25 protein-coding genes are annotated in these 21,200 nt (G+C 62.5%); 23 read left to right on the forward strand and 2 right to left on the reverse strand.

The window, feature by feature from the left end; genetic code table 11:
- Position 1: 1 nt before the first annotated feature.
- The 22 genes from GTW25_RS17885 (at position 2) to GTW25_RS17990 (ending at position 19,182) form a co-directional block, all read left to right on the forward strand.
- Positions 2–490, forward strand: coding sequence for a flagellar basal body protein FliL (locus GTW25_RS17885; protein ID WP_252913597.1), 489 nt, complete (start codon positions 2–4; stop codon positions 488–490).
- Positions 487–1,221: a flagellar type III secretion system pore protein FliP gene (fliP, locus tag GTW25_RS17890; RefSeq protein WP_252913599.1), complete on the forward strand. Its 735-nt coding sequence runs from the start codon at positions 487–489 to the stop codon at positions 1,219–1,221. The genes GTW25_RS17885 and fliP overlap by 4 nt, the downstream gene beginning before the upstream one ends.
- A gap of 168 nt (positions 1,222–1,389) precedes the next feature.
- Positions 1,390–2,274 carry a flagellin N-terminal helical domain-containing protein gene (locus tag GTW25_RS17895; protein WP_252913600.1) on the forward strand — a complete coding sequence of 295 codons (885 nt, stop codon included), beginning with the start codon at positions 1,390–1,392 and terminating at the stop codon, positions 2,272–2,274.
- Positions 2,275–2,390: 116 nt separating this feature from the next.
- Entirely contained in the window at positions 2,391–4,013 is a 1,623-nt protein-coding gene (fliF, locus tag GTW25_RS17900; protein WP_252913602.1) for a flagellar basal-body MS-ring/collar protein FliF, read from the forward strand.
- Complete coding sequence (locus GTW25_RS17905; RefSeq protein WP_252913604.1) at positions 4,010–4,645, forward strand: hypothetical protein; 636 nt, start codon at positions 4,010–4,012, stop codon at positions 4,643–4,645. Before fliF ends, GTW25_RS17905 begins: the two co-directional genes overlap by 4 nt.
- Positions 4,642–5,877 (forward strand): MotB family protein, encoded by a 1,236-nt coding sequence (locus GTW25_RS17910; protein ID WP_252913606.1) that lies wholly within the window; start codon positions 4,642–4,644, stop codon positions 5,875–5,877. Before GTW25_RS17905 ends, GTW25_RS17910 begins: the two co-directional genes overlap by 4 nt.
- On the forward strand, positions 5,874–7,010 hold the full coding sequence (locus GTW25_RS17915; protein WP_252913608.1) for a MotC family chemotaxis protein: 1,137 nt from the start codon (positions 5,874–5,876) through the stop codon (positions 7,008–7,010). The genes GTW25_RS17910 and GTW25_RS17915 overlap by 4 nt, the downstream gene beginning before the upstream one ends.
- Positions 7,011–7,273: 263 nt before the next feature.
- Positions 7,274–8,287, forward strand: a complete 1,014-nt coding sequence (fliK, locus tag GTW25_RS17920; RefSeq protein WP_252913609.1) for a flagellar hook-length control protein FliK — start codon at positions 7,274–7,276, stop codon at positions 8,285–8,287.
- Between the two features lie 141 nt (positions 8,288–8,428).
- The gene (locus GTW25_RS17925) at positions 8,429–9,097 is read left to right on the forward strand and encodes a response regulator transcription factor (protein ID WP_252913611.1); all 669 of its coding nucleotides are present in this window, start codon (positions 8,429–8,431) and stop codon (positions 9,095–9,097) included.
- Positions 9,098–9,184: 87 nt separating this feature from the next.
- Entirely contained in the window at positions 9,185–10,318 is a 1,134-nt protein-coding gene (locus GTW25_RS17930; RefSeq protein ID WP_252913613.1) for a flagellar hook protein FlgE, read from the forward strand.
- A gap of 32 nt (positions 10,319–10,350) precedes the next feature.
- On the forward strand, positions 10,351–11,787 hold the full coding sequence (flgK, locus tag GTW25_RS17935; RefSeq protein WP_252913614.1) for a flagellar hook-associated protein FlgK: 1,437 nt from the start codon (positions 10,351–10,353) through the stop codon (positions 11,785–11,787).
- Between the two features lie 5 nt (positions 11,788–11,792).
- Positions 11,793–12,833, forward strand: coding sequence for a flagellar hook-associated family protein (locus tag GTW25_RS17940; RefSeq protein WP_252913616.1), 1,041 nt, complete (start codon positions 11,793–11,795; stop codon positions 12,831–12,833).
- Positions 12,834–12,879: 46 nt separating this feature from the next.
- Positions 12,880–13,227 (forward strand): flagellar biosynthesis regulator FlaF, encoded by a 348-nt coding sequence (gene flaF, locus GTW25_RS17945; protein ID WP_252913617.1) that lies wholly within the window; start codon positions 12,880–12,882, stop codon positions 13,225–13,227.
- The gene (gene flbT / locus GTW25_RS17950; protein ID WP_252913619.1) at positions 13,224–13,667 is read left to right on the forward strand and encodes a flagellar biosynthesis repressor FlbT; all 444 of its coding nucleotides are present in this window, start codon (positions 13,224–13,226) and stop codon (positions 13,665–13,667) included. The genes flaF and flbT overlap by 4 nt, the downstream gene beginning before the upstream one ends.
- Positions 13,668–13,671: 4 nt before the next feature.
- Positions 13,672–14,064 carry a flagellar hook assembly protein FlgD gene (gene flgD, locus GTW25_RS17955; RefSeq protein ID WP_252913620.1) on the forward strand — a complete coding sequence of 131 codons (393 nt, stop codon included), beginning with the start codon at positions 13,672–13,674 and terminating at the stop codon, positions 14,062–14,064.
- Positions 14,065–14,071: 7 nt separating this feature from the next.
- Complete coding sequence (fliQ, locus tag GTW25_RS17960; RefSeq protein WP_252913621.1) at positions 14,072–14,338, forward strand: flagellar biosynthesis protein FliQ; 267 nt, start codon at positions 14,072–14,074, stop codon at positions 14,336–14,338.
- Positions 14,339–14,427: 89 nt separating this feature from the next.
- Positions 14,428–16,515 carry a flagellar biosynthesis protein FlhA gene (gene flhA / locus GTW25_RS17965; RefSeq protein ID WP_252913623.1) on the forward strand — a complete coding sequence of 696 codons (2,088 nt, stop codon included), beginning with the start codon at positions 14,428–14,430 and terminating at the stop codon, positions 16,513–16,515.
- A complete protein-coding gene (gene fliR / locus GTW25_RS17970) occupies positions 16,515–17,273 on the forward strand; it encodes a flagellar biosynthetic protein FliR (RefSeq protein WP_252913624.1) in 759 nt (252 codons plus the stop codon). Before flhA ends, fliR begins: the two co-directional genes overlap by 1 nt.
- Positions 17,274–17,277: 4 nt before the next feature.
- Positions 17,278–17,658, forward strand: a complete 381-nt coding sequence (locus GTW25_RS17975) for a hypothetical protein (protein WP_252913626.1) — start codon at positions 17,278–17,280, stop codon at positions 17,656–17,658.
- A 51-nt stretch (positions 17,659–17,709) separates the two neighbouring features.
- Positions 17,710–18,219: a rod-binding protein gene (locus GTW25_RS17980; protein WP_252913628.1), complete on the forward strand. Its 510-nt coding sequence runs from the start codon at positions 17,710–17,712 to the stop codon at positions 18,217–18,219.
- Positions 18,220–18,248: 29 nt separating this feature from the next.
- Positions 18,249–18,659: a hypothetical protein gene (locus GTW25_RS17985; RefSeq protein WP_252913630.1), complete on the forward strand. Its 411-nt coding sequence runs from the start codon at positions 18,249–18,251 to the stop codon at positions 18,657–18,659.
- Between the two features lies 1 nt (position 18,660).
- Positions 18,661–19,182, forward strand: a complete 522-nt coding sequence (locus GTW25_RS17990; protein WP_252913632.1) for a hypothetical protein — start codon at positions 18,661–18,663, stop codon at positions 19,180–19,182.
- 9 nt (positions 19,183–19,191) lie between these two features.
- Here GTW25_RS17990 and GTW25_RS17995 read toward each other — a convergent pair whose 3' ends face one another.
- Complete coding sequence (locus tag GTW25_RS17995; RefSeq protein WP_308206270.1) at positions 19,192–19,989, reverse strand: crotonase/enoyl-CoA hydratase family protein; 798 nt, start codon at positions 19,987–19,989, stop codon at positions 19,192–19,194.
- A gap of 144 nt (positions 19,990–20,133) precedes the next feature.
- On the opposite strand from GTW25_RS17995, the gene GTW25_RS18000 reads away from it, so the two are divergent.
- Entirely contained in the window at positions 20,134–20,658 is a 525-nt protein-coding gene (locus GTW25_RS18000) for a MarR family winged helix-turn-helix transcriptional regulator (RefSeq protein WP_252913633.1), read from the forward strand.
- Here GTW25_RS18000 and GTW25_RS18005 read toward each other — a convergent pair.
- A complete protein-coding gene (locus tag GTW25_RS18005) occupies positions 20,644–21,066 on the reverse strand; it encodes an acyl-CoA thioesterase (RefSeq protein WP_252913635.1) in 423 nt (140 codons plus the stop codon). The two genes, GTW25_RS18000 and GTW25_RS18005, sit on opposite strands and share 15 nt — an antisense overlap.
- Positions 21,067–21,200: the final 134 nt, after the last annotated feature.

Below are 21,200 nucleotides of genomic sequence, written 5' to 3' on the forward strand. Positions count from 1 at the left end.
CGTGACCCTTGCAATCGACGACCAGACGCCCGGTGCAAAAAAAGGCGGCTCGCTCCTCCTCACTGGCGCTGTCCTGCTCGTCCTGACGGCCGGCGCAGCCGGCGGCGGCTGGTTCCTGGGCAATATGCTCGGCGCCGAAGCCGGAGAAGCGCGCGCAAGCGCTGCCGAAGCCGCCGCGAATGCCGAGTCAGGCGAATTCGAATCCGCGCTGGCGCTCTACCCGATGCCCGTCATGTCGACCGGCCTTGCGGCCCCGTCGGATGTCTGGGTACGGCTGGAGGCGACGCTGCTCTTTGACGAGGCAGTGGACGAATTGGTGGGCGAACAGGTGCATCAGGACGTCTTCGCATTCCTGCGGACCGTCAAGCCGCACCAGATCGAGGGCGCTTCGGGCTATCGCCATTTCAAGACAGACCTGGAAGACATCGCGCGCATCCGGTCCGAGGGCAAGGTGAAGGGCGTTCTCATCCGGACGCTGATGTTCGAATGAAGTTTCTCGCCTTTGCATTCGCCTTTTTCTGGCTCGCCGGCCCGGCCGAAGCCCAGACGCTCGATCTCGGCGCGCTGACCGGCCAGACCGATGGTTCGACGGTCGGCACGATCATCCAGCTTTTCGGGATATTGACGGTCCTGTCGCTCGCGCCCGGCATCCTGATCATGGTGACGAGCTTCACCCGCTTCGTCATCGCGCTGTCGATCCTGCGCGCCGGCATGGGGCTGCCCTCCACGCCTGCGAACCTGATCCTGATCTCACTGTCGCTGTTCATGACCTTCTACGTCATGTCGCCGACCTTCGATCAGGCATGGCAGAACGGCCTCCAGCCGCTGATCGCCAACGAGATTTCGGAAGAGGAAGCCGTTTCGGAAATCGCCGAGCCGTTCCGCGAGTTCATGCTGCGCAACGTGCGCGAGCAGGATCTGGCTCTTTTCGCCGACCTGGCCGTCGAGCGCGGGCAGGCGATCGCGGAGGGCGAAGTCGTCGACATGCGCATCCTCGTTCCCGCCTTTCTAATCTCGGAAATCCGGCGCGGATTCGAGATCGGCTTTCTGATCGTCCTGCCGTTTCTGGTCATCGACCTGATCGTCGCGACCATCACCATGGCCATGGGCATGATGATGCTGCCGCCGACGGTCGTGGCATTGCCGTTCAAGATCCTGTTCTTCGTTCTGATCGACGGCTGGAACCTGCTCGTCGGCTCGCTGGTGCGGTCGATTTCCTGAATATTATTTCCTGCTGTCACACCTCGTTAACATATCGTCCCTATGAATCGCTCCAGCACGACGGACCGATCCCTAGAGGGGTGAATCGCGAGGCATGATGCCGTTTCCGTCGCACCGGTAAAAGCCCGGTATGTCCCGTAGTATTTTCACACACAGGGGCACTAGAAAATGTCTAGCCTTCTCACAAACGCTTCGGCGATGACCGCTCTCCAGACGCTGTCGCTGACCAACAAGAACATGGCGACCACGCAGAACCGCATCGCCACCGGCGAGCGCGTTTCGGGCGCGTCGGACAATGCCGCCTATTGGTCCATCGCGACCACCATGCGCTCGGATAATAAAGCCATTTCGTCCGTCCAGGACTCTCTTGGTCTGGGCGCCGGCAAGGTGGACACGGCCTATACCGGCATGAATGCCGCGATCGAGGTCGTCGATGAAATCAAGCAGAAGCTTGTCTCTGCAATCGGCGCGAGTGCAGGCGACCGCGAAAAAATCCAGACGGAAGTTTCGGAGTTCCTCGGTCAGCTCGCAGGCATCGCACAGTCCGCAAACTACGCCGGTTCGAACTTGCTCGCCAACGCAGGTGACGCGACGGCGGACCTCAGCATCGTTTCTTCGTATAACCGCGCCGCTGACGGCACCGTTACCGTTGAAAAGCTTGCCGTCGTCGCCGCTGATTCACAGTTGACGGCAGCAGACGGCACCTTCGCCGGCCTTCTGGCAGGTTTCGATGCCATGGACGATACCGGCATCAGCGCAGCAGCAGATGACGCTGCCATCGAAGCCTTCCTTAGCACTGTCGAGACTGCTCTGACGTCGATGACGGAAGCTGCCTCCACGCTTGGTGCTTCGAAGAAGCGCATCGATATGCAGGCCGACTTCACCTCGAAGCTCTCGGACGCCATCGAACGCGGCGTCGGACAGCTCGTCGATGCCGACATGAACGCCGAATCGGCTCGCCTTTCGGCTCTGCAGACGCAGCAGCAGCTCGGCATCCAGGCGCTCTCGATCGCCAACCAGTCGTCGCAGAACATCCTGTCGCTCTTCCGCTAAGAGCTTCACGACTTCTGACCTTGGATCGGGCCGCGCTTGTCGCGGCCCGATTTCATTTTCGCACAAGCTTGAAACCCTAAGGTCTTCGCAACCCGTACTGCCGGAGCGCGAGACCTTTGCCCCAACAACTCAATACTCTTCTCGACAATCTCAAGGCTTTCGGGCCGCAGAAGCTCGCCATCATGGGCGGCGTCGGCGCGTTCATCGTCGCGACGATCATCATCGCCTCGATCTATCTGAACAAGCCGACCTACGAGACGCTCTATGTCGGCCTCGACCGGGGTGACATCAACCAGATCGGCATGGTGCTGGGCGAGAACGGCATCGACTTCGACGTCGCCAGCGACGGCACCACCGTCCTCGTTCCCGTCGGCCGCACCGGCCCGGCCCGCATGCTGCTCGCCGAGCGCGGCCTGCCGACCTCTGCCAATGCGGGCTACGAACTCTTCGACAATGTCGGCTCCTTCGGCCTGACCTCCTTCATGCAGCAGGTGACGCGCGTGCGCGCGCTGGAAGGCGAAATCGCCCGCACGATCCAGTCGATCACCGGCGTCAAGGCGGCGCGCGTCCACATCGTCATGTCGGAGCGCGCCAATTTCCGCCGCGAGGAACAGCGCCCGTCCGCTTCCGTCGTCATCCGCACTGCCGGCACGAACGCGACGCAGGCTGCCATGTCGATCCGCCACATGGTCTCGGCCGCCGTGCCGGGCCTTTCGGTCGAGGACGTGACCGTGCTTGATTCGGGCGGCACGCTGCTGGCGGCCGGCGACGATCCGAACAACATGGCGCTGACGCGTGCGCTGGGCATCGAGCGTTCCGTCGAAGCGCAGGTCGAGGACAATATCCGCCGCGCGCTCGCGCCCTATCTCGGCAACGACAATTTCCGCGCTTCGGTCAAGGCGGAGGTCAACACGGATGCGCGCCAGATCGAGGAGACGATCTTCGATCCCGAATCCCGCGTCGAGCGCTCCATGCAGGTCGTGCGCACCAACGACCAGTCGAACCAGCGCGAAGCCTCGCCTTCGACCTCGGTCCAGCAGAACCTGCCCGAAGAGCAGGCTTCGCCCGGTGCCGGCCCCGAATCGTCAGAACAGCGCGAGCGTCGCGAGGAAACGACGAATTACGAGATCAATTCCAAGCGCATCGCCACCGTCTCGAACGGCTATTCCGTGTCCAAGATGTCGATCGCGGTCGTCGTCAACCAGGCGCGCATCGCGGCCGTTCTGGGCGAGAGCGCGGCAGCCGAGCAGATCGAGGCCCGCGTCGCCGAAATCCGCAACGTCGTCGCGTCGGCGACCGGTTTCAGCGAAGAGCGCGGCGATATCCTCACCGTCTCGTCGGTCGAGTTCATGGACGGGCTTGCTGGCGTCGAACCGATCACGCAAAGCTGGCTGGAAGCGGCCGGCCGCCACACCGGCACCATGATCAACGCGCTCGCCTTCGTCGTCGTAGTGTTCCTGCTCTCCTTCTTCGGCCTGCGCCCGCTGACGGCGGCGTTGACGAAACAGCCGGCCACGGAACCGTCCTTCGACGACGTACAGAACAGCCTGCCCGCGCCGGCAGACGGCCAAAGCGAAGCCGCGCAGGCCCTGCCCGGCCCGGCGACCTCGAACGTCTCCGACGATCTGCGCCGCAAGCTGAGGCCGAACCCGCAGGAGCGTCTCGCGCGCATGGTCGATCTCAACGAGGAACGCACCGCGCAGATTCTCCGCAAATGGGCGCATAAGGAGGCCGCATGATGCGTTCACGCTCGCTCGCCGAGGCCCTGCCGGATTTCGGCCCCGCCGTGGCGGTGTTTGCCGCCAGGACGCCGCCTCGCACGCAGCAGGCATCTGAGCCGCGCGGATCGCTGACCGGCGACGTCGAATGGCAGGTCCGGCTGGACAACGCCGTCGCCGACACCGAGGCACGCATGACGGCCAGCCTTCAGGAAAAGCACGAGATCGATTTGGAACGCCTTGCGCAAGCACACCGCTTGGAACTGGAAACCGTCTCACAGGATTTCGCCGCAACCATGGGCGCGGCGATATCCGCACGTTTTCAGGAACTGGAAGACCGGGTGACGCTCGTGACCACGGCGGCAGCGGCGCGGCTCATTTCCGGTGTTCTTTCGGACGATCTTCGCAAGCGCTCCATCGAGCGGATGGAAACCGTCCTGCGCGCGGCCATCGAGGATCGCGAGACCGTCAGGATCACGGTGCGCGGCCCCGCTTCACTTTATGAGCCGCTGCGCAAGGCGATGGGCGATCATGCCGAGCGCATGCGTTTCGTCGATGCGCCGAACGCCGATCTTTCGGTTTCGGTCGATGAGACCGTCTATGAAACGCGGCTTGCCGAATGGTCAGGCGCCCTGGCCGAGGTCATCGCATGAGTATGCCCGACGGCGACGACAACAAGCGCGAGATCATCATCGTCAAGCGCCGCCGCGACGACGGTGATGACGGCCATCATGGCGGCGTCTGGAAGATCGCCTTCGCCGATTTCATGACCGCGATGATGTGCTTCTTCCTCGTCATGTGGCTGGTCAACGCGACCACAGAGGAAACCAAGGCCGCCGTCGCGAGCTACTTCAATCCGATGCGACTGGCCGATCCGTTGCCGCAACGTTCCACTCCGAACGCACAGCGCGAAAGTCAACCCAACAACGATGCCGTTCAGGGAACCCCCGGCTGGCAGAACGAGAACCCCGCCGGCGACCGAAACCAGAATGCCGGTCCCGCGCAGCACGGCAGCGCACCCGGCCAGTATGAAGACGATACCAGCGACGCGAACCTTTTTGCCGATCCCTTCGCGGTTCTCGCCGAAATCGCCAAGCAGACAGCGACGTTGCAGAACGTGTCCTCGCGCGGCGACGGCGGCGCACAGACGTCGGGACCGGCGACCGGCGCGCAGGGCGGCGAATCCTATCGCGATCCGTTCGCGCCCGATTTCTGGTCCGAACAGGTGGCCGTTCCGCCAATACCCGACGCCGAACCGTTGGCGATCGAGGAGCCGTTGCCGCAAACACCCCCACTCGTCGATGTACCGGTTGCTGAGGAAAATGACGGCACGGACGTCGCCGAGCTTGCCTTGCCGGAACCGAACGATGCGGTCAGCGATGATCAGGCAAATGACGTCGGCGAGGATTCCGCGCAAGAGCGCGCGGACGAACTCGCGCAATCCCTGCGCGCCGACCTTGCCGATGCGTTCGGCCAGGATAGCCGTCTCAACGAGACGATCAGCGTCACCGCCATCGACGAGGGCATCCTGATCTCGCTGACCGACGATCTGGAATACGGCATGTTCCAGGTCGGTTCGGCCGTGCCGGTGGGCGAACTCGTGCGGGCGATGGAAAAAGTGGGGGCTGCCCTCGACGCCCGTCCCGGCAAGGTCGCCGTCATGGGCCATACCGACGGGCGCCCGTTCCGCAATGCCGAATACGACAATTGGCGCCTGTCGAGCGCCCGCGCGCACTCCGCCTACTACATGCTCGTGCGCGGCGGTCTCGACGAGACGCGCATCGGCGAGGTTTCGGGCTACGCGGATCGTCAGTTGAAGAACCCGGCAGACCCTTATGACGGCATCAACCGGCGTATCGAGATCCTTCTCGAGATCGACGGATGAAACGGGCGCTGATCCTTCTGACGCTGGGTCTTACGGTCGTCGCGCTGCCCTTGCACGCGGCCCGCGCGGATGCGGAGTTGCAGCCGTTTCAGATGATCCGTTCGCTCGCGCTCGTTCAGGATCGCATCGCCAATGGCGATCATGCCGCATTGCCCATGCAGCGCAAGCTTCTGGAAATGACCGATGCGCGGCTGCGCTCCGCCACGTCCGAAGATTTCGAAGAACCCCGAAACCTGTCGGCCTTGCTCATCTACGCCATGAGCGGCGGAAATCCGGTCACCGTGGCGATGACGTTTTCCAAGCTCGATCCGGACCATCCTGCAAGACCGCTCGCCGATGCGATAGGCGCGTATCTGCGCGGTGATTTCGCCGATGCGCAAGCGCGCCTCGACACCTTCGAGCCGCGTGCGCTCGGCGATCATGCGCCTTTCGTCTCGCTCGTTCGCGGCACGGTTCGCACCGGCGAGCGGCCGGATGCGGCACTGGCCGATTTCGAGACCGCGAGACTTCTGGCACCCGGCACGCTGGTCGAGGAGGCCGCGCTGCGCCGCTCTCTTCCGATCAGCGTGACCACAGGAAACGCCGATATCTTCGCACAGGTGGCGTCGGCCTATGTACGCCGGTTCCTGCGCTCTCCCTATGCCAGTCAGTTCGCCGAAACCTTCGTGTCGGGAATGGCGGTGCTGTACGCCGAACTCGACGCCTCCCGGATGGCGGACATCCTCTCCTGGATGAGCCGCGAACAGGCCGAGACCATCGCGCTTCGCATGGCGCGCGCCGCCGCGATCAGCAACGATCCGGCGATGATCGCCTTTGCCGCCCGCCTGTCCGGCCAAGCGCCGGCCGACGATCCCCGTGCGCTTCTTTATTCCAATCTAGGCGGCGTCACCGAACCGGGCGTCGTCGATACGCTTTCGACGCTTCAATCGATAGATCGCGCGCAGTTGTCGGAAGGCGATCGCGCCCTTCTGGATGCCGCAACCGGCGTCGCGCGCCGCGTCGTAGAGCCGGCGTCCGCGAGCAACACGCCGATCGGTTCAGGCGAGCAATCGTCCGACGATACGGAAACCTACATCACCTCGACCCGCGCCAAGCTCGACGCGATCGATCGTCTTCTGGAGGACTCGAATTGATGCGCCTCAACGATATTGCCGCGATGCCCGCACCCAACCGGCAGGCCGACACGAGACACGCAAAACCAGCACCTGACGGCGAACGCGGTTTCGGCGATCTTCTGGAGGCCGAGATATCGGGCATCATCAGCACGGACGGGGAAGGCGACGAGATTGCGATTGCGGATCGTTCTGGCCTTCTCGAGTTCGACATGCCGAAGATTGATCTGAAGGAGCATCGGAATATCGATCCGGAAGACCACGAGCGCTCGAAGGCTCTTCGAATGATCGATCGGATGAGCATCGACTGGCTGTCGCTGCGCATGCCAGGCCACGACACAGTGGAGAACCCTGAAGAGACTGGCGCGGCAGCAGAAATCGCCCCCGTCGAAGAAACGGAAATCGTGGCGCTGCCCGCAGCACCTAGTGAGCTGCCGCAGGGCGACGAAGGCACGAACGCAGATCGTCAACTGGCGGCCGTTCAGCCGGTACGCGGCGCGCGGGTAATCGACGAAAATGCGGGCCGGACGGCGAGCGGCAACGAGGCACGCTCCACAGATGCCGCCCACAACATCCGGACCATACGCGAGGCGGCCGTTTCGGCGCAAAATTCCGCAACTCCTCAACCCGCCGAGCCGCAAGAAACCTCGGCCGGGACGGTTAACGACAAACGCCCGACCGCGAGGATGCAGGCAACCGTCGAGCGGTTCGACGAACGCCCCGATACCGGCGTTGCGCGCCTTTCGTCCACGCAGATAGGTTCGGTTTCCGTGCAGACGGTTCCCGCCCCTTCGATGGAGTTGCAAACACCTGCACGTACGGTTCTGACCGTCTTGAGCGAGCACGCGCCGGAAATGGCGCGTCCAGTCGCCCAGACGGGCGTGCAGCAGCAGTCCATCGAGCCGATGCGGATTCTTCGGATACAGCTGCACCCGCTCGAACTCGGCATGGTGACCGCCAAGCTCTCGCTGCAAGGGGGCGCGATGGCGGTGGAACTCCAGACCGAGACGCGGGACGCCGCAGCCAGGCTGGCCACCGACAGCAATGACATCGTCAAGGCCCTGCGCGGGCTCGGCATCGAAGTCGATCGCGTGACCGTCACGCAATCATCGTCGCCTACGGCCCAGCAGCCGGATCAGCAGGCCGGCAATTTCGATCGCAACGAACGCTTTGCCGATGAAGCCGCAAATCGTGAAGGCGCGCGCGAACAGGGCAAAGGGCCTGCCCGCGGCGGCGGCGGGCACAGCACGGAAGGCGACGTTCAACCGACGCCAGACCGCCGGGGCGTCTTCATCTAGGACATGCCACGGTCGGGCGGCCGAAACCCGCCCGAATCCGAATCCCCAATTCCTATCTATAAGATTTCGAGGTTGGCCCTGATTCGCACGAAGCGTTAACCATAACGTGCGAGATTTAATAAGTGATTCGGAGGCGGGCCGATGATAGTGATCGTAGACGAGCGCGACCTGGTAAAGGACGGCTATCACTCACTTTTCAACAGGGAAGGGGTGGCAAGCGTCGGTTTCGGCGCACGCGAATTCGGCGATTGGGTCGAAAGCGCGGCCGATGACGATATCGGCGCGGTGCGCGCGGTCCTTCTGGGCGAATGCGACACCGAGATCGCCTCGCCGACCCGTATCCGCGATCGCACCAGTGCACCGGTCATCGCTCTTTCGGAACAGCCATCGCTTGAGAACACGTTGAAGCTGTTCGAGGCCGGCGTCGACGACGTCGTTCGCAAGCCGATCCATATTCGTGAAATCCTGGCCCGCATCGCCGCGATCCGCCGCCGTGCGCAGGACGAAGCCGCCCATACCGACATCGGCCAGTTGCGCATCTTCCTCGATGGACGTGACCCGCAGGTGGCCGGCGTGGCCCTGCCGCTGCCGCGCCGCGAGCGGCGCATCCTGGAATATCTGGCGTGCAACAACGGTCGCCGGGTCACCAAGACGCAGATTTTCAACGCGATCTATGGCGTGTTCGACGAGGACGTCGAGGAGAACGTGGTCGAAAGCCATATCTCGAAGCTGCGCAAGAAGCTGCGCGAGCGCCTTGGCGAAGACCCGATCGATTCCAAGCGGTTCCTAGGCTACCAGCTCGTCGGCTGACAAAGGCCCGCTCCCCGCCGTCAGGCTCGCGCAAGTCGTCCACCCTATTATGGCCGAAGGCAGACCGCGAACATCGGAGAGATCGAAATGAGCCTTTACGGAATGATGCGCACCGGCGTATCGGGCATGAATGCGCAGTCGAACAGGCTCGGCACGGTTGCCGACAATATCGCGAATTCCGGTACAACCGGCTACAAGCGCTCCTCGACCGAATTTTCCACACTGGTCCTGCCGAGCGGTCAGGGCAGCTACAGTTCGGGCGCGGTCAAGACTACGATCCGCACGTCGATCGCCGATCAGGGCCTTCTCCAGTTCACCAACTCCGGACTCGATCTCGCCGTTCAGGGCGATGGCTTCTTCGTCGTCACCGACGCAGGTGGCGTCAACCAGTTCCTGACCCGCGCCGGCTCGTTCGTCGAGGACAAGGACGGCTATATGGTCAATGCCGCAGGCTATTACCTGATGGCGGTCAATGCCGATGGGACGATGGCACGGGCGCAGGTCGACAGGACGACTCCGAGCGCCGAAGCTTCGACCGTGGCGACCATCACGGCCAACCTGCCGTCACAGGGAACCGCGACGAGCTTTACCCGCACCGTCACCGCTTACGGCGGTCAGGGCCAGCAGATCCCGGTAGAAATCGAATACCGACGGATCGGCGAGAATGAATGGGAAGTGGACGTCGGCGATGAAACGCTGACGCTCTCTTTCGACGAAAACGGCTTCCTCGATCCGCCCGTCGGCCCGATCCAGGTCGAAGTCGATGCAGCGACCGGGCAGCAGGTCACCTTCGACTTCGGACGAACGACGCAGCTTGCCACCGGCTATGAAGCCATTCCCGCATCCATCGACGGTTTTCCTGCGGGAACGCCCGATGAGCTGGAGATCGGGGTGGACGGACGCGTCACCGCGTTGAGCGACAGCGGCGCGTCACGGTTCCTGTTCCAGATACCTCTTGCCCGTGTCGCCAGTCCCGACAATCTCGCCGTTCTGGCAGGCAACGTCTTTCAGCAAAACCAGCGGTCGGGCGAAAGCACGATCGGATTTGCCGACAACGGCAACTACGGAAAGATCGTCTCCGGCGCGCTCGAAGGCTCCAACGTCGATATCGCCGAGGAACTGACGAGCATGATCGAATCGCAGCGCAACTACACCGCCAATTCGAAAGTCTTCCAGACCGGCTCCGAATTGCTGGACGTTCTTGTCAACCTGAAGCGCTAGGACCGGGCTAATCGCCCGGCGGAAGTGGGGAAATGTCGCTATCGTCCGTTCTTTATACCGCTCAATCGTCGCTGGCCAACACGTCGCGGCAGACGAGCGTCGTTTCCCGCAACATTACGAACGTCTACAATACCGACTACACGCGGCGGGATGCGATGCTGATCAGCACCGCACCCGGCGCACGCGTCGTATCGATCACGCGGGCGGCAGATGCCGCCTTGATGCGCCAGAACACCAACGCCCTTTCCGCCTGGCATGCGCAAAGCACGCTGATGGCGGGTTTCGAGCGCCTGTCGGTGACGGTCAACGGGGTCGACAACGCGACGTCACCCGCCATGCGCATGGGCGCCCTGCAAACAGCGTTGCAGACATACTCTGCCTCGCCCGGAGACAGGAGCCTTGCCCAGGCTGCCGTCAATGCGGCTGAGGACGTCGTCCGCTCGCTCAACGAGGGCAGCGCAGCGGTCCAGCAATTGCGCAGCGATGCCGATCTCGAGATCAAGCAGTCCGTCGATCGGTTGAACACGCTTTTGAACGATCTGGAAAAGGTCAATGGCGACGTCGTGACGGCCACGCGGCTCAAGCGCGATGCATCGGAAGCGCTCGACCAGCGCGACGCCATCGTCAAACAGATCGCGGAAATCGTGCCCGTCACGACACATGTGCACGGCGACAACGACATGGTCGTCTTTTCACGCGACGGCATCACTTTGTTCGAGACCGTCGCGCGTCAGGCGAGTTATGAGCCGACGCCGATCCATGCACCCGGCACCGGCGGCAATCAGGTCTTCATCGAGGGCGTTCAGCTTGCCTCGGGCACCGGCAGCGATACCGATGCGGGCGGTTCGCTTGGCGCTCTGATTCAGTTGCGCGACGAAATCGCCCCGAAGATGCAGGAGCAACTGGACGAAATCGCGCGCGGACTCATCGACGGCTTCAAGGAATTCGATGCCACGAGCGAGATTGCCGGCCTTTTCACATGGCCCGGCAACGCGACCCTGGCGGAAGGCGAAATACCGACCGACCTGACCGTCGGATTGGCTGGGCTCGTCCAGATCAATACCGCCTATCGGGACAATCCGCTCGCCCTGCGCGACGGCGCGACGATCGATGCCAACCCCGACAACAATGCCGGCTATGCCGGGCAGGTTCAACGTTTCATCGACACGTTCGCCGCCGAGCGGAGCTTTGCTCCAGGGACCGGGGTCGAAGGCGCGACCAGCCTGTCCGCCTTCGCGACGGGCTCGATCTCGTGGCTGGAGGATGGTCGCCAGTTGTCGTCCGTGGCAACCGAGAAGAAGGCGGCGATGCTCGCACGCACCTCGGAAGCTTTGTCGAACAAGACCGGCGTCAATATGGACGAGGAACTCGCCCGGCTTCTCGATCTCGAGCAGTCCTACGCGGCATCGGCCAAGCTTCTCCAGGTTGTCAATGAAATGCTCGCGACGCTGATGGCGACGGTAAGGTAAGCTCCATGAAGATGACGTCCGTATCCACGAACGCAATCAGCCAGGCACTCCGCCTTCAGGTGGCGCGCGCACAGGCCGAGATGATCAAGGCGCAAAAAGAGGTCGTCACTGGCCAGGTTGCCGATCGGGGACTGCATATCGGTATCCGCACGGGCCAGTCGGTGTCGCTCGATCGCGATATCGCACGCCTGCAAAACATCAAGGACACGAACGCAATCGTATCCTCCCGGATGGTCGCATCGCAGGAAGCGATGGGACAGGTCCACGACTACGCGCAGACATTCATGGAAACGCTGACCACGTCGATCGGCGGAACGCTCGATCCCAAGGTTCTTCAGACCCAGGCATCGACCATGCTTGCGACGATGGCGTCTGCCGCCAACACGACCATCGCGGGGGAGTTCATCTTCGCAGGCACGAATACCGACATACGTCCGTTCGACGACTTCCTTGCGCCCGATTCTTCCTCCCGTGCCGCAATGGACGAGTGGTTCGGCGACTTTCTGGCTTCGATCGGAAACCCCGAGCCGTCGGCACTGACCCCGGATCAGGTCGGCGAGTTTCTCGATCAGCTTGAAACGCACATGAGCGGCGACGGCTGGCAGGATGCATGGTCGCAGGCAAGCGATCAGCAGATCACGAGCCGGATTACGCTGAATGAAACCGCACAGACTTCGGTGACGGTAAACGACATCGGGCTTCGCCAGTTTTCTATGGCGGCAGCGGCCATGTTGACGCTGACCGAAGCCGGTATCGGCCCCGATGCCATGCGCGCCATGAACGAACGCGCCATTACCTGGACCGCAGCAGGCATGAACCAGATGACGGCCAGCCGCGCGTCTCTCGGCATCGTGGAAGGCCGCGTCAGCCAGGCAAGCGAGCGCCTGTCCATGCAGGCCGATCTGTTCACCAACATGCAGCGCGACATGATCGGCGTCGATGAATACGAAGCGGGAACACGGCTGACCGCGCTCATCGCTCAGGCCGACGCGGCACTTCTTTTGACCACGAGAATCCAGCAGATATCGCTGCTCAAATACCTGTAATGACGACCCCGAACGCAGTCCAACGCATACAAAGATCGGCAAACTGATGTACCAATTCGCCTACGCTGACATTCAGACCGATTCCGTCGCGGACGCCCGCGATCGCGAGAAGCAGGTGCTGGCGCGTTCGATCGACCTTCTGATCGAGGCGCGCGATGCCGGCACCCCCTCGGTAAAGTCCATCGAAGCGATCTATTTCATGAATCGCGTCTGGACGACCTTCATCGAGGATTTGGGCAGCAGCGAAAACGCGCTGCCGAAGGAGCTGCGTGCCAATCTGATTTCCATCGGGCTGTGGGTGCTGCGCGAAGGCGAGGAAATCCGGCAGGGCCGTTCGGACAATTTCGAAGGGCTGATCGAGGTTTCGGAGATCATCCGGGACGGATTGCAATGAAGAACACGTTCAAGATCACGCTGAAGCCGGGCGAGAAGATCTACGTCAACGGCGCCGTGATCCGGACGGACCGGAAGGTTTCGCTCGAATTCCTCAACGACGTTCAGTTCCTGCTCGAAAATCACGTCATGCAGCCCGAAGCCGCCACGACGCCTTTGCGGCAGCTTTATTTCATCGTGCAGATCATCCTGATGAGCCCGCAGGAAGCGGGCGATGCGCGCGCGATGTTCCGCAGTTCGCTTCCGCGACTGATCGAATCCTTCGAATCCGATGCGATCAGGGCGGACCTGAAACAGATCGACCGGATGGTCGCCGAGGGACAGGTCTACGAGGCGATGCGGCTCCTGCGCACGCTCTTTGTGCAGGAAGACGCCATCCTGACGCCGGTGCCCGCCTCCCATCCGGCTGCCTATCTGCCGCAACTGCTTGCCGGAGAATAACGCGATGAACGTCCCCGCCATCACAAACACAGCCAATACCGGACGCACCGATGTCGGTAACGCGGCGACGGTCGACTATCAGTCGTTCCTGAAGCTTCTCGTCGCGCAGATGAGAAACCAGGACCCGACCGCGCCGATGGAATCGACCGAATATGTCGCCCAGCTCGCGACCTTCAGCCAGGTCGAGCAGCAGGTGCAGATGAATGCCAAGCTCGACGATATTCTTCAGGCTTCGGCCCTGTCGCAGGCGAGCGGTTTGATCGGTCGTGAAGTCGTCGATCACACTGGCAAGGAAAGCGGCATCGTCAAGGAAATCAAGCTCTACTCCGACGGCGTCATCGCGATCCTTGAATCGGGCGCGCAAGTACCGATCCTGCCCGGCGTCACGATCCGCTGACACCCCGATGAACGAAGCCGACGCACTCGACATCGTCCAGTACGCGATCTGGGTCGTGCTGGTCGCATCCAGCCCAGCCGTCATCGTCGGCATGGCGGTCGGCGTCGGCATCGCGCTCGTCCAGGCATTGACGCAGGTGCAGGAAATCACCTTGACCTTCGTGCCGAAGATCGTCGCCATCTTGTTGACCGTCGCGATATCCGGCCCCTTCGTCGGTGCGCAGATTTCCAGTTTCGCAACCGTCATCTTCCAGCGCATCGAGAGCGGTTTCTGACACCGCTCCCCCTTCGCGCAAGCTTCATCGTCTAGCTTCCTCGCATTCCGGTCGCCTTCGCGGCCGCATGCGCACGGGAAGTCCAATATATGGCGATGAACGAGACGGCCGGAACGGCTCAGGTCCGCAACAGCGGGCGCGATATCGGGTTCGCGCTCGGCATCGTCGTCATCCTGACGATCCTCTTTCTGCCGATTCCCGTCTTCCTGATCGATATCGGGCTGGCGTTCTCGATCGCGGTCTCGGTGCTGATCCTCATGGTCGCGCTGTGGATTCAGCGTCCCCTCGAATTTTCGGCGTTCCCGACGGTTCTGCTCATCGTCACTATGCTGCGCCTGTCGCTCAACATCGCGACGACACGCGTCATCCTGAGCCACGGCAATGAGGGAAACAACGCGGCCGGCTACGTCATCGGCGGGTTCTCGAACCTCGTGATGGGCGGCGACTTCGTCATCGGCCTGATCGTCTTCCTGATCCTCATCATCGTCAACTTCATCGTCATCACCAAAGGCGCGACCCGCATCGCGGAAGTCGGCGCACGGTTCACCCTCGACGCCATCCCCGGCAAGCAGATGTCGATCGACGCCGACTTGTCCGCCGGCCTGATCAACGAGAAGGAAGCGCAGGCGCGCAGGCGCGAACTGGAAGAGGAATCCTCCTTCTTCGGCTCGATGGACGGCGCTTCGAAATTCGTGCGCGGCGATGCGATCGCCGGCCTCATCATCCTTGCGGTCACCATCGTCGGCGGCATCGCCATCGGCTACTCGCGCCACGGGATGGAGATCGGCGAAGCGGCGGACGTCTTCGTCAAGCTGTGCGTCGGCGATGGCCTCGTCTCGCAGATCCCCGCTTTGATCGTCTCGCTCGCGGCCGGCCTTCTCGTCTCGAAGGGCGGCACACGCGGCTCGGCGAACCAGGCGGTGTTCGGCCAGCTCGGCGCCTATCCGCGCGCCCTCTTCGTCGCCGCGATACTCCTGTTCACGCTCGGCCTCATGCCGGGGCTGCCGCTCATGCCTTTCGCCATCCTCGGCGGCATCATGGCAACGATGGCCTACGTCATTCCGCGTCAGCGCCAGCGCGACAAGGACGAGGTCGACGCCGCCGAGAAGGCGAAGCAGGCCGACAAAGAGGAAGAGGAGCGGCAATCCGTCAAGTCGTCGCTGCGTACCGCCGAGATCGAGCTTCTGATCGGCAAGCAGCTTTCGGCCAAGCTCCTGACATCGCATCAGGAGCTCGCCTTCCGCATGGGCAAGATGCGCAAGAAATTCGCCACGCAGTACGGATTCGTCGTGCCCGAGGTGAAGCTGACGGACGATTTCTCGATCCCGCCGAAAAGCTACCGCATCAAGATTCACGGCACCGTCGTCGCCGAATACGAGATGCGCGTCGGCGAACTGATGGTGCTTGTCGGCAACGGCAAGACGCCCACCTTCCCCGGCGAGGAGGTTCGCGAACCCGCTTTCGGCATGAAAGCCTATTCCGTGCCTGAAATGTTCGCTGAGGACGTGAAACGCGAGAAGCTGACGGGCGTCGACAATATGTCCGTTCTTCTGACGCATCTGTCGGAAGTGATCCGCAACAATCTGCCCCAGCTTCTGTCCTACAAGGACATGAAATCGCTGCTCGAACGGCAGGACCCCGAATACAAGAAGCTCGCAGAGGAAATCTGCACGACGCACATCACCTATCCCGGCCTCCAGGCAGTCTTGAAGCTGCTGCTCGCCGAGCGCATTTCCATCCGCAACCTGCATCTGATCATCGAAGCGATCGCCGAGATCGCGCCGCATGTGCGCCGCACCGAGCAGATCGTCGAGCATGTGCGCATCCGCATGGCCCAGCAGATTTGCGGCGATCTTGCGGAAGGTGGTTTCCTCAAGGTACTGCGGCTCGGCAATCGCTGGGACCTCGCCTTCCACCAGAGCCTCAAGCGCGACGCCAAGGGCGAGGTGCGCGAATTCGACATCGATCCGCGCCAGCTCGAGGAATTCGGTGAGCAGGCGTCGAAGGCGATTCGCGAACTTCTGGAAAAAGGAGAACGTTTCGTCGTCGTCGCCTCTCCCGAAGCGCGGCCCTATGTCCGCATGATCATCGAGCGCCTGTTCTCCACGCTGCCGGTTCTGTCCCATGTCGAGATCGCGCGCGGCGTCGAGATCAAGGTGCTCGGCTCGATTTCCTGATGGACCTTCCGGCCTCTCTCGACGCAATCGCGATCGCCGCCTTTCTGGCGTTCTGCCGGATCGGCGCGTGCTTCATGATCATGCCGGGCCTGGGCTCGATACGCGTTCCCGTCCAGATCAGGCTGTTCGTCGCCGTGGCGGTCACCTTCGCGCTTCTGGCGCATCTGTGGGACTTCCTCGTGCCGTTCGTGTCCTCGCGGCCGGATGCACTCCTGCTGCTGGTCGTTTCCGAAGTCCTGATCGGCGCGCTCATCGGCACCGTGGCCCGGCTCTATCTCCTGGCAGCCCAGTTCATCGGCTCGGCCATGGCGATGATGTCGGGGTTCAATGCAATGGGCGGCACCGCGATCGAGGAGCCCGATCCGCAAAGCGCGCTCGCGGCGATCATCTCGCTGTCTGTGCTGCTGCTCCTGTTCGTGTTCAACTTCCATCACGAGATCATCCGGGCGCTGGTCGGCTCCTACACGGTGGCGCCCGTCGACACGCTCTACAACCCCGCATCTGCCCTTGCCGACGTCTCCGACACGTTGTCGGAGGCGTTTCTGATCATGCTGCGGCTCGGCTCGCCCTTCATCGCCTATGCGATCCTGGTCAATCTGGCGACCGGCCTGATCAACAAGCTGACGCCGCAGATTCCGATCTACTTCGTTTCGCTTCCCTTCGTGATCGCGGGCGGTCTGATCCTCGCCTACTTCGCGATCGGGCCGTTCCTGTCGCTGGCGGTCGACGGCTTCCTTCCCACCACCATCGCGAGATAGGCCCATGTCACGCCGCACGGATCGCCTGACCAAGGTTCTCACCCTTCAGGAAAAGCTCAAGAAACTGCACGAGACGCGGCAGGCGACGCACGCTTCCAATGCGCGAATGGCGCAGGCGGAAGCCGAAGACATCGTCGCGGCCTTCAATGCCGAAGGCTCGCTCTCGAGCATCTTTCCCGAACTCTATCATGCGCGCGTCGCGTCGGCCTCTGCAGCGAGGCAGCAGCATCTGGCGAACGCCCATGTCGAGGCGGGGCGCGTCGCCAAGGCGTCCGCACGCGCCGACGCGGTCGGCCGGGAACTGAACGTCTCGAAACGCGCCGACGCGCGGGCCGCCGAAGAACGGGACCAGATGGAGGCCGTATCGCGGCGGGCAGCGAAGTAAGGCTGCCACAAGCTTGTTCGCCGATAGTCGACGAGAACATGGAGGATCACCTTGGGTCTCACCTTGCCCGCAGATGTCGTATTGAACGTCGTGCGCCCGACGGATGCCGCCGCGATAGCGGCCGCGCGTGAACAGCGCGTGTCATCGACCCCCGACGCGGCAGCGCCCGCATTCGCCGCATCGACGAAGGCGCAATCGGCGCCCGCTGCGCACGATGCGGACGCCACCCCTTCGGCATTCCGCAAATTCGAGGCGATGATGCTGCAAAGCTTCCTCCAGTCGATGTTGCCGACCGAAAGCGAGGCGGTTTACGGCGAGGGTCTGGCCGGCGATATGTGGCGCTCGATGATGGCCGAGCAGATTGCGGGCGTGATGGCCGAACGCGGCGGTATCGGCGTCGCGGACCGCATTCTCGCCGGCCACTACGGCCGTATGGAAGATGCTTCCCTGCCGAACGCCCAGACCGACGGGCTGGCTGTCGAAAGCGTCCTTCATGAAGCGCGGCGCATGGCACTTCAGCCGACCATCGACGCGGCCGCATCGAACCGTTCCGACTTCTGACATTTCCCGTAGACGCAGGATTGCGCCACATGAACATGCTCTCGCCCACGCCATTCATTTCTCCCAAACCCGTTTCACGATCCGGCGGCAAAGCTGCCGATCTCGGTATCCTGCTCTCCCGTATAGAGGAGGCCCTCGATACCGAGACGAATGCGATCCGCACCGACATGCAGTTCGATATCGCAGCGTCGAATGCGCGTAAGAGCCGTCATCTCTACGATTTGACGCGCGCCTTGCGCGGGCAGGATGACGAGGCGCTTGTCGCCGCATACCGCCCAGAGATCGAACGTCTGCGCGACAAGCTCGCGATCAACCAGGGCGCGATCACCGCTCATCTCGACGCGGTCAAGGAGATCGCGACACTGGTTCAGGCGGCCTTGCAGAACGCAGAAGCCGACGGGACCTACAGCCAGGCCGAGTTCGCGGATTCGAAGCGCTGACATGTTGAAGCTTGCCGCAGCAGCAATCTGGATCGCCGCAGCGACGGCAGGTTCGGTCTTCTATGCCTTCCAGCAGGCAAGCACCGTCGAGGCCGCTGCGCCGGCAAGCGAACCGACGGCTTTCGGCGGGCTCGACTACGTTCGCCTGAACGTCGTTTCCGTCCCGCAGATGAAGGGCGGCGAGGTCAATGGCTACTTCCTTGCGCGGCTCGTTTTCACCGCGCCCACCGAGCGTTTGAAACAACTCGTCGTACCCGCCGACGCCATGCTCACCGACGCGGTCTATGGTAAGCTCTATGCCGATCCCTCGATCGATTTCTCGCGTGTCGACACACTCGACATCGCTGCCTTTCGCGCGGGCCTGCGCGATGCGGTCAATGAAAAGATCGGCGAGAACCTGATCACCGAAGTTCTTATCGAGCAGGTCGATTTCCTCTCGAAGGCGGATATCCGCCGTGCGAGCTTTCGTGGCTGGGACAGTTCCGAAACGGTCGAAAGCGCCCCGGCTTCCGCCCAACACTGACGCTTACGGCTACCTGAAGTTCGGCTTACGCTTTTCCAGAAACGCCATCAGCCCCTCGCGTGCGTCGGGCCCGGTCTGCGACAGGGCCGCCGAGAGGCTCTCGGCGTAAAGCCCGTCACCGCGCGACATGTCACCGATATGCGCGATGGACTGGATGACGAGATAGTTCACCAGCGAGGAATTGTCGGCGATGCCGTGCGCCAGTTCCAGCGCCTTGGCCATCCCCTCCCCCTCGCCGACGACATAATGGGCAAGACCCAGCCGCTCCGCCTCCTCGGCGCCGTAGACGCGGCCCGTCAGCATCATCTCCGTCATGCGGTCCGGTCCGATGATGCGTCCCACACGCACCGTTGCGCCACCGCCCACGAAAATGCCGCGCTTGCCTTCCGGCAACTGGAATTTCACGGAAGGCTCGGTCACGCGAACATGCGTCGCAGCGGCGATCTCCAGTCCGCCGCCCATCACCGCGCCGGTCAGGACGGAGACGACGGGCACGCCGGAAAGCTGGATCTTGTCCATGATCGCATGCCAGCCGCGAGAATGGCGCAGCACCTCGTGCGCCTCGCGTTCGCTCTGTTCGGAAAGGTCGAGCCCAGCGGAAAAATGCCCGCCTTCGCCTGATAGAACGATGGCGCGCACGTCCTTGGGAATGTCCGAAAAGAAAGCATCCAGCGCGTTCAGCGTCGCGTCGTTGATCGCGTTTCGCTTGGCGGGACGGTTGAAGGCAAGGCGCGCAATCGCGCCCTCGAACGTGACGCGCAGGACCTGGTCAGCCGACGCCTGTGATGTGCCCGTCATCGCGTTCATGCCGATTTCCTCTTGCGCCGTCATATGCCTGGCATCTTTCACTTAGCTGGATTGTTTTGTACCATAACAATTGATCGGCATTCAAGCTGACCACCGGCAACGGCGTTGGGCTTTATGTTAGGATTTTTGCGTTATGAGGATCGTATGAGCACAGCCGACACGGCATCATCCGGTATTGCGGCGAAACGGGGCCGACCGCGTCACGACGCGCTGTCGGCAGCCGACGTCACCGCGATTCCCGCTCTGGAGGCCATCGTCGGCTACCGGCTGCGGCGTGCGCAGCTCTATGTCTTCCAGGATTTCATCGACAGCTTCGCGCGCATGAAGCTGCGTCCGGCCGAATTTTCCGTTCTATCCGTCATGGCCCGCCGCCCCGGCCTCAAGCAGACCGAGATCGCCGAGGAACTGGGCATCAAGCGGGCCAACTTCGTGGCGCTCATGGACGGGCTCGAGGCGCGTGGCCTTGCCGAACGCCGCAAGGCCGATACCGACAAGCGCTCCCATTCTCTGCACCTGACACCCGACGGGGTCAAGTTCGTGCGCAAGATGATGGAGGTCTGGAACGAGCACGAAAAGCGTCTCGTCGACAAGCTTGGTGGCGCAGAAGAACGTGACCGCTTGATCCAACTGCTCGACAGGATCGTCGCGCCGGATTCAGCGCCCCGATAGCGCCGCCACGACCTCGTCGGGAATCGCTACCGCCTTGATCCGGGATGCGTCGTCCGGGTCGCGCCCCGTCCAGACCCGCGTCTCGCGGCCCTCGATGGCCAGCTTGCCGTCTTTCAGGACACGATGCTCGATATCGAAGCTCGAACGGCGGATATCGATCGCCCGACTTTCGATGGTGATGACGTCGCCATAGCGCGACGGGATCGAGAATTTCGCGCCGGTGTCGACCATCGGAATGCCGACGATCCCGTATTTCTTCGTCCAGGCGATTTTCTTGCATCCGAGCGCCTTTTCGAACAGATAGGCGGTCGAAGCGTCGAACATGGCGAAATAACGCGGGTAGAAAACGATGCCGGCCGCATCGCAATCGCCCCATTCGATTTCGACGTTGCGCGTGTTGGTCAGCATTGGTCTTCCTTGTTTTCAATCCTTCGCTAGGTCGGAACGTCGAGGCATGGATTCCTGTGACAAGCACAGGAATGACGGCCGCTAGGTAATGCTCTAACCGCCGACCAGCCCCTTCTATCGCACAAGCTATCAGA

It is taken from the genome of Aliihoeflea aestuarii (assembly GCF_024105665.1).
Classification (GTDB): Bacteria; Pseudomonadota; Alphaproteobacteria; order Rhizobiales; family Rhizobiaceae; genus Aliihoeflea; species Aliihoeflea aestuarii.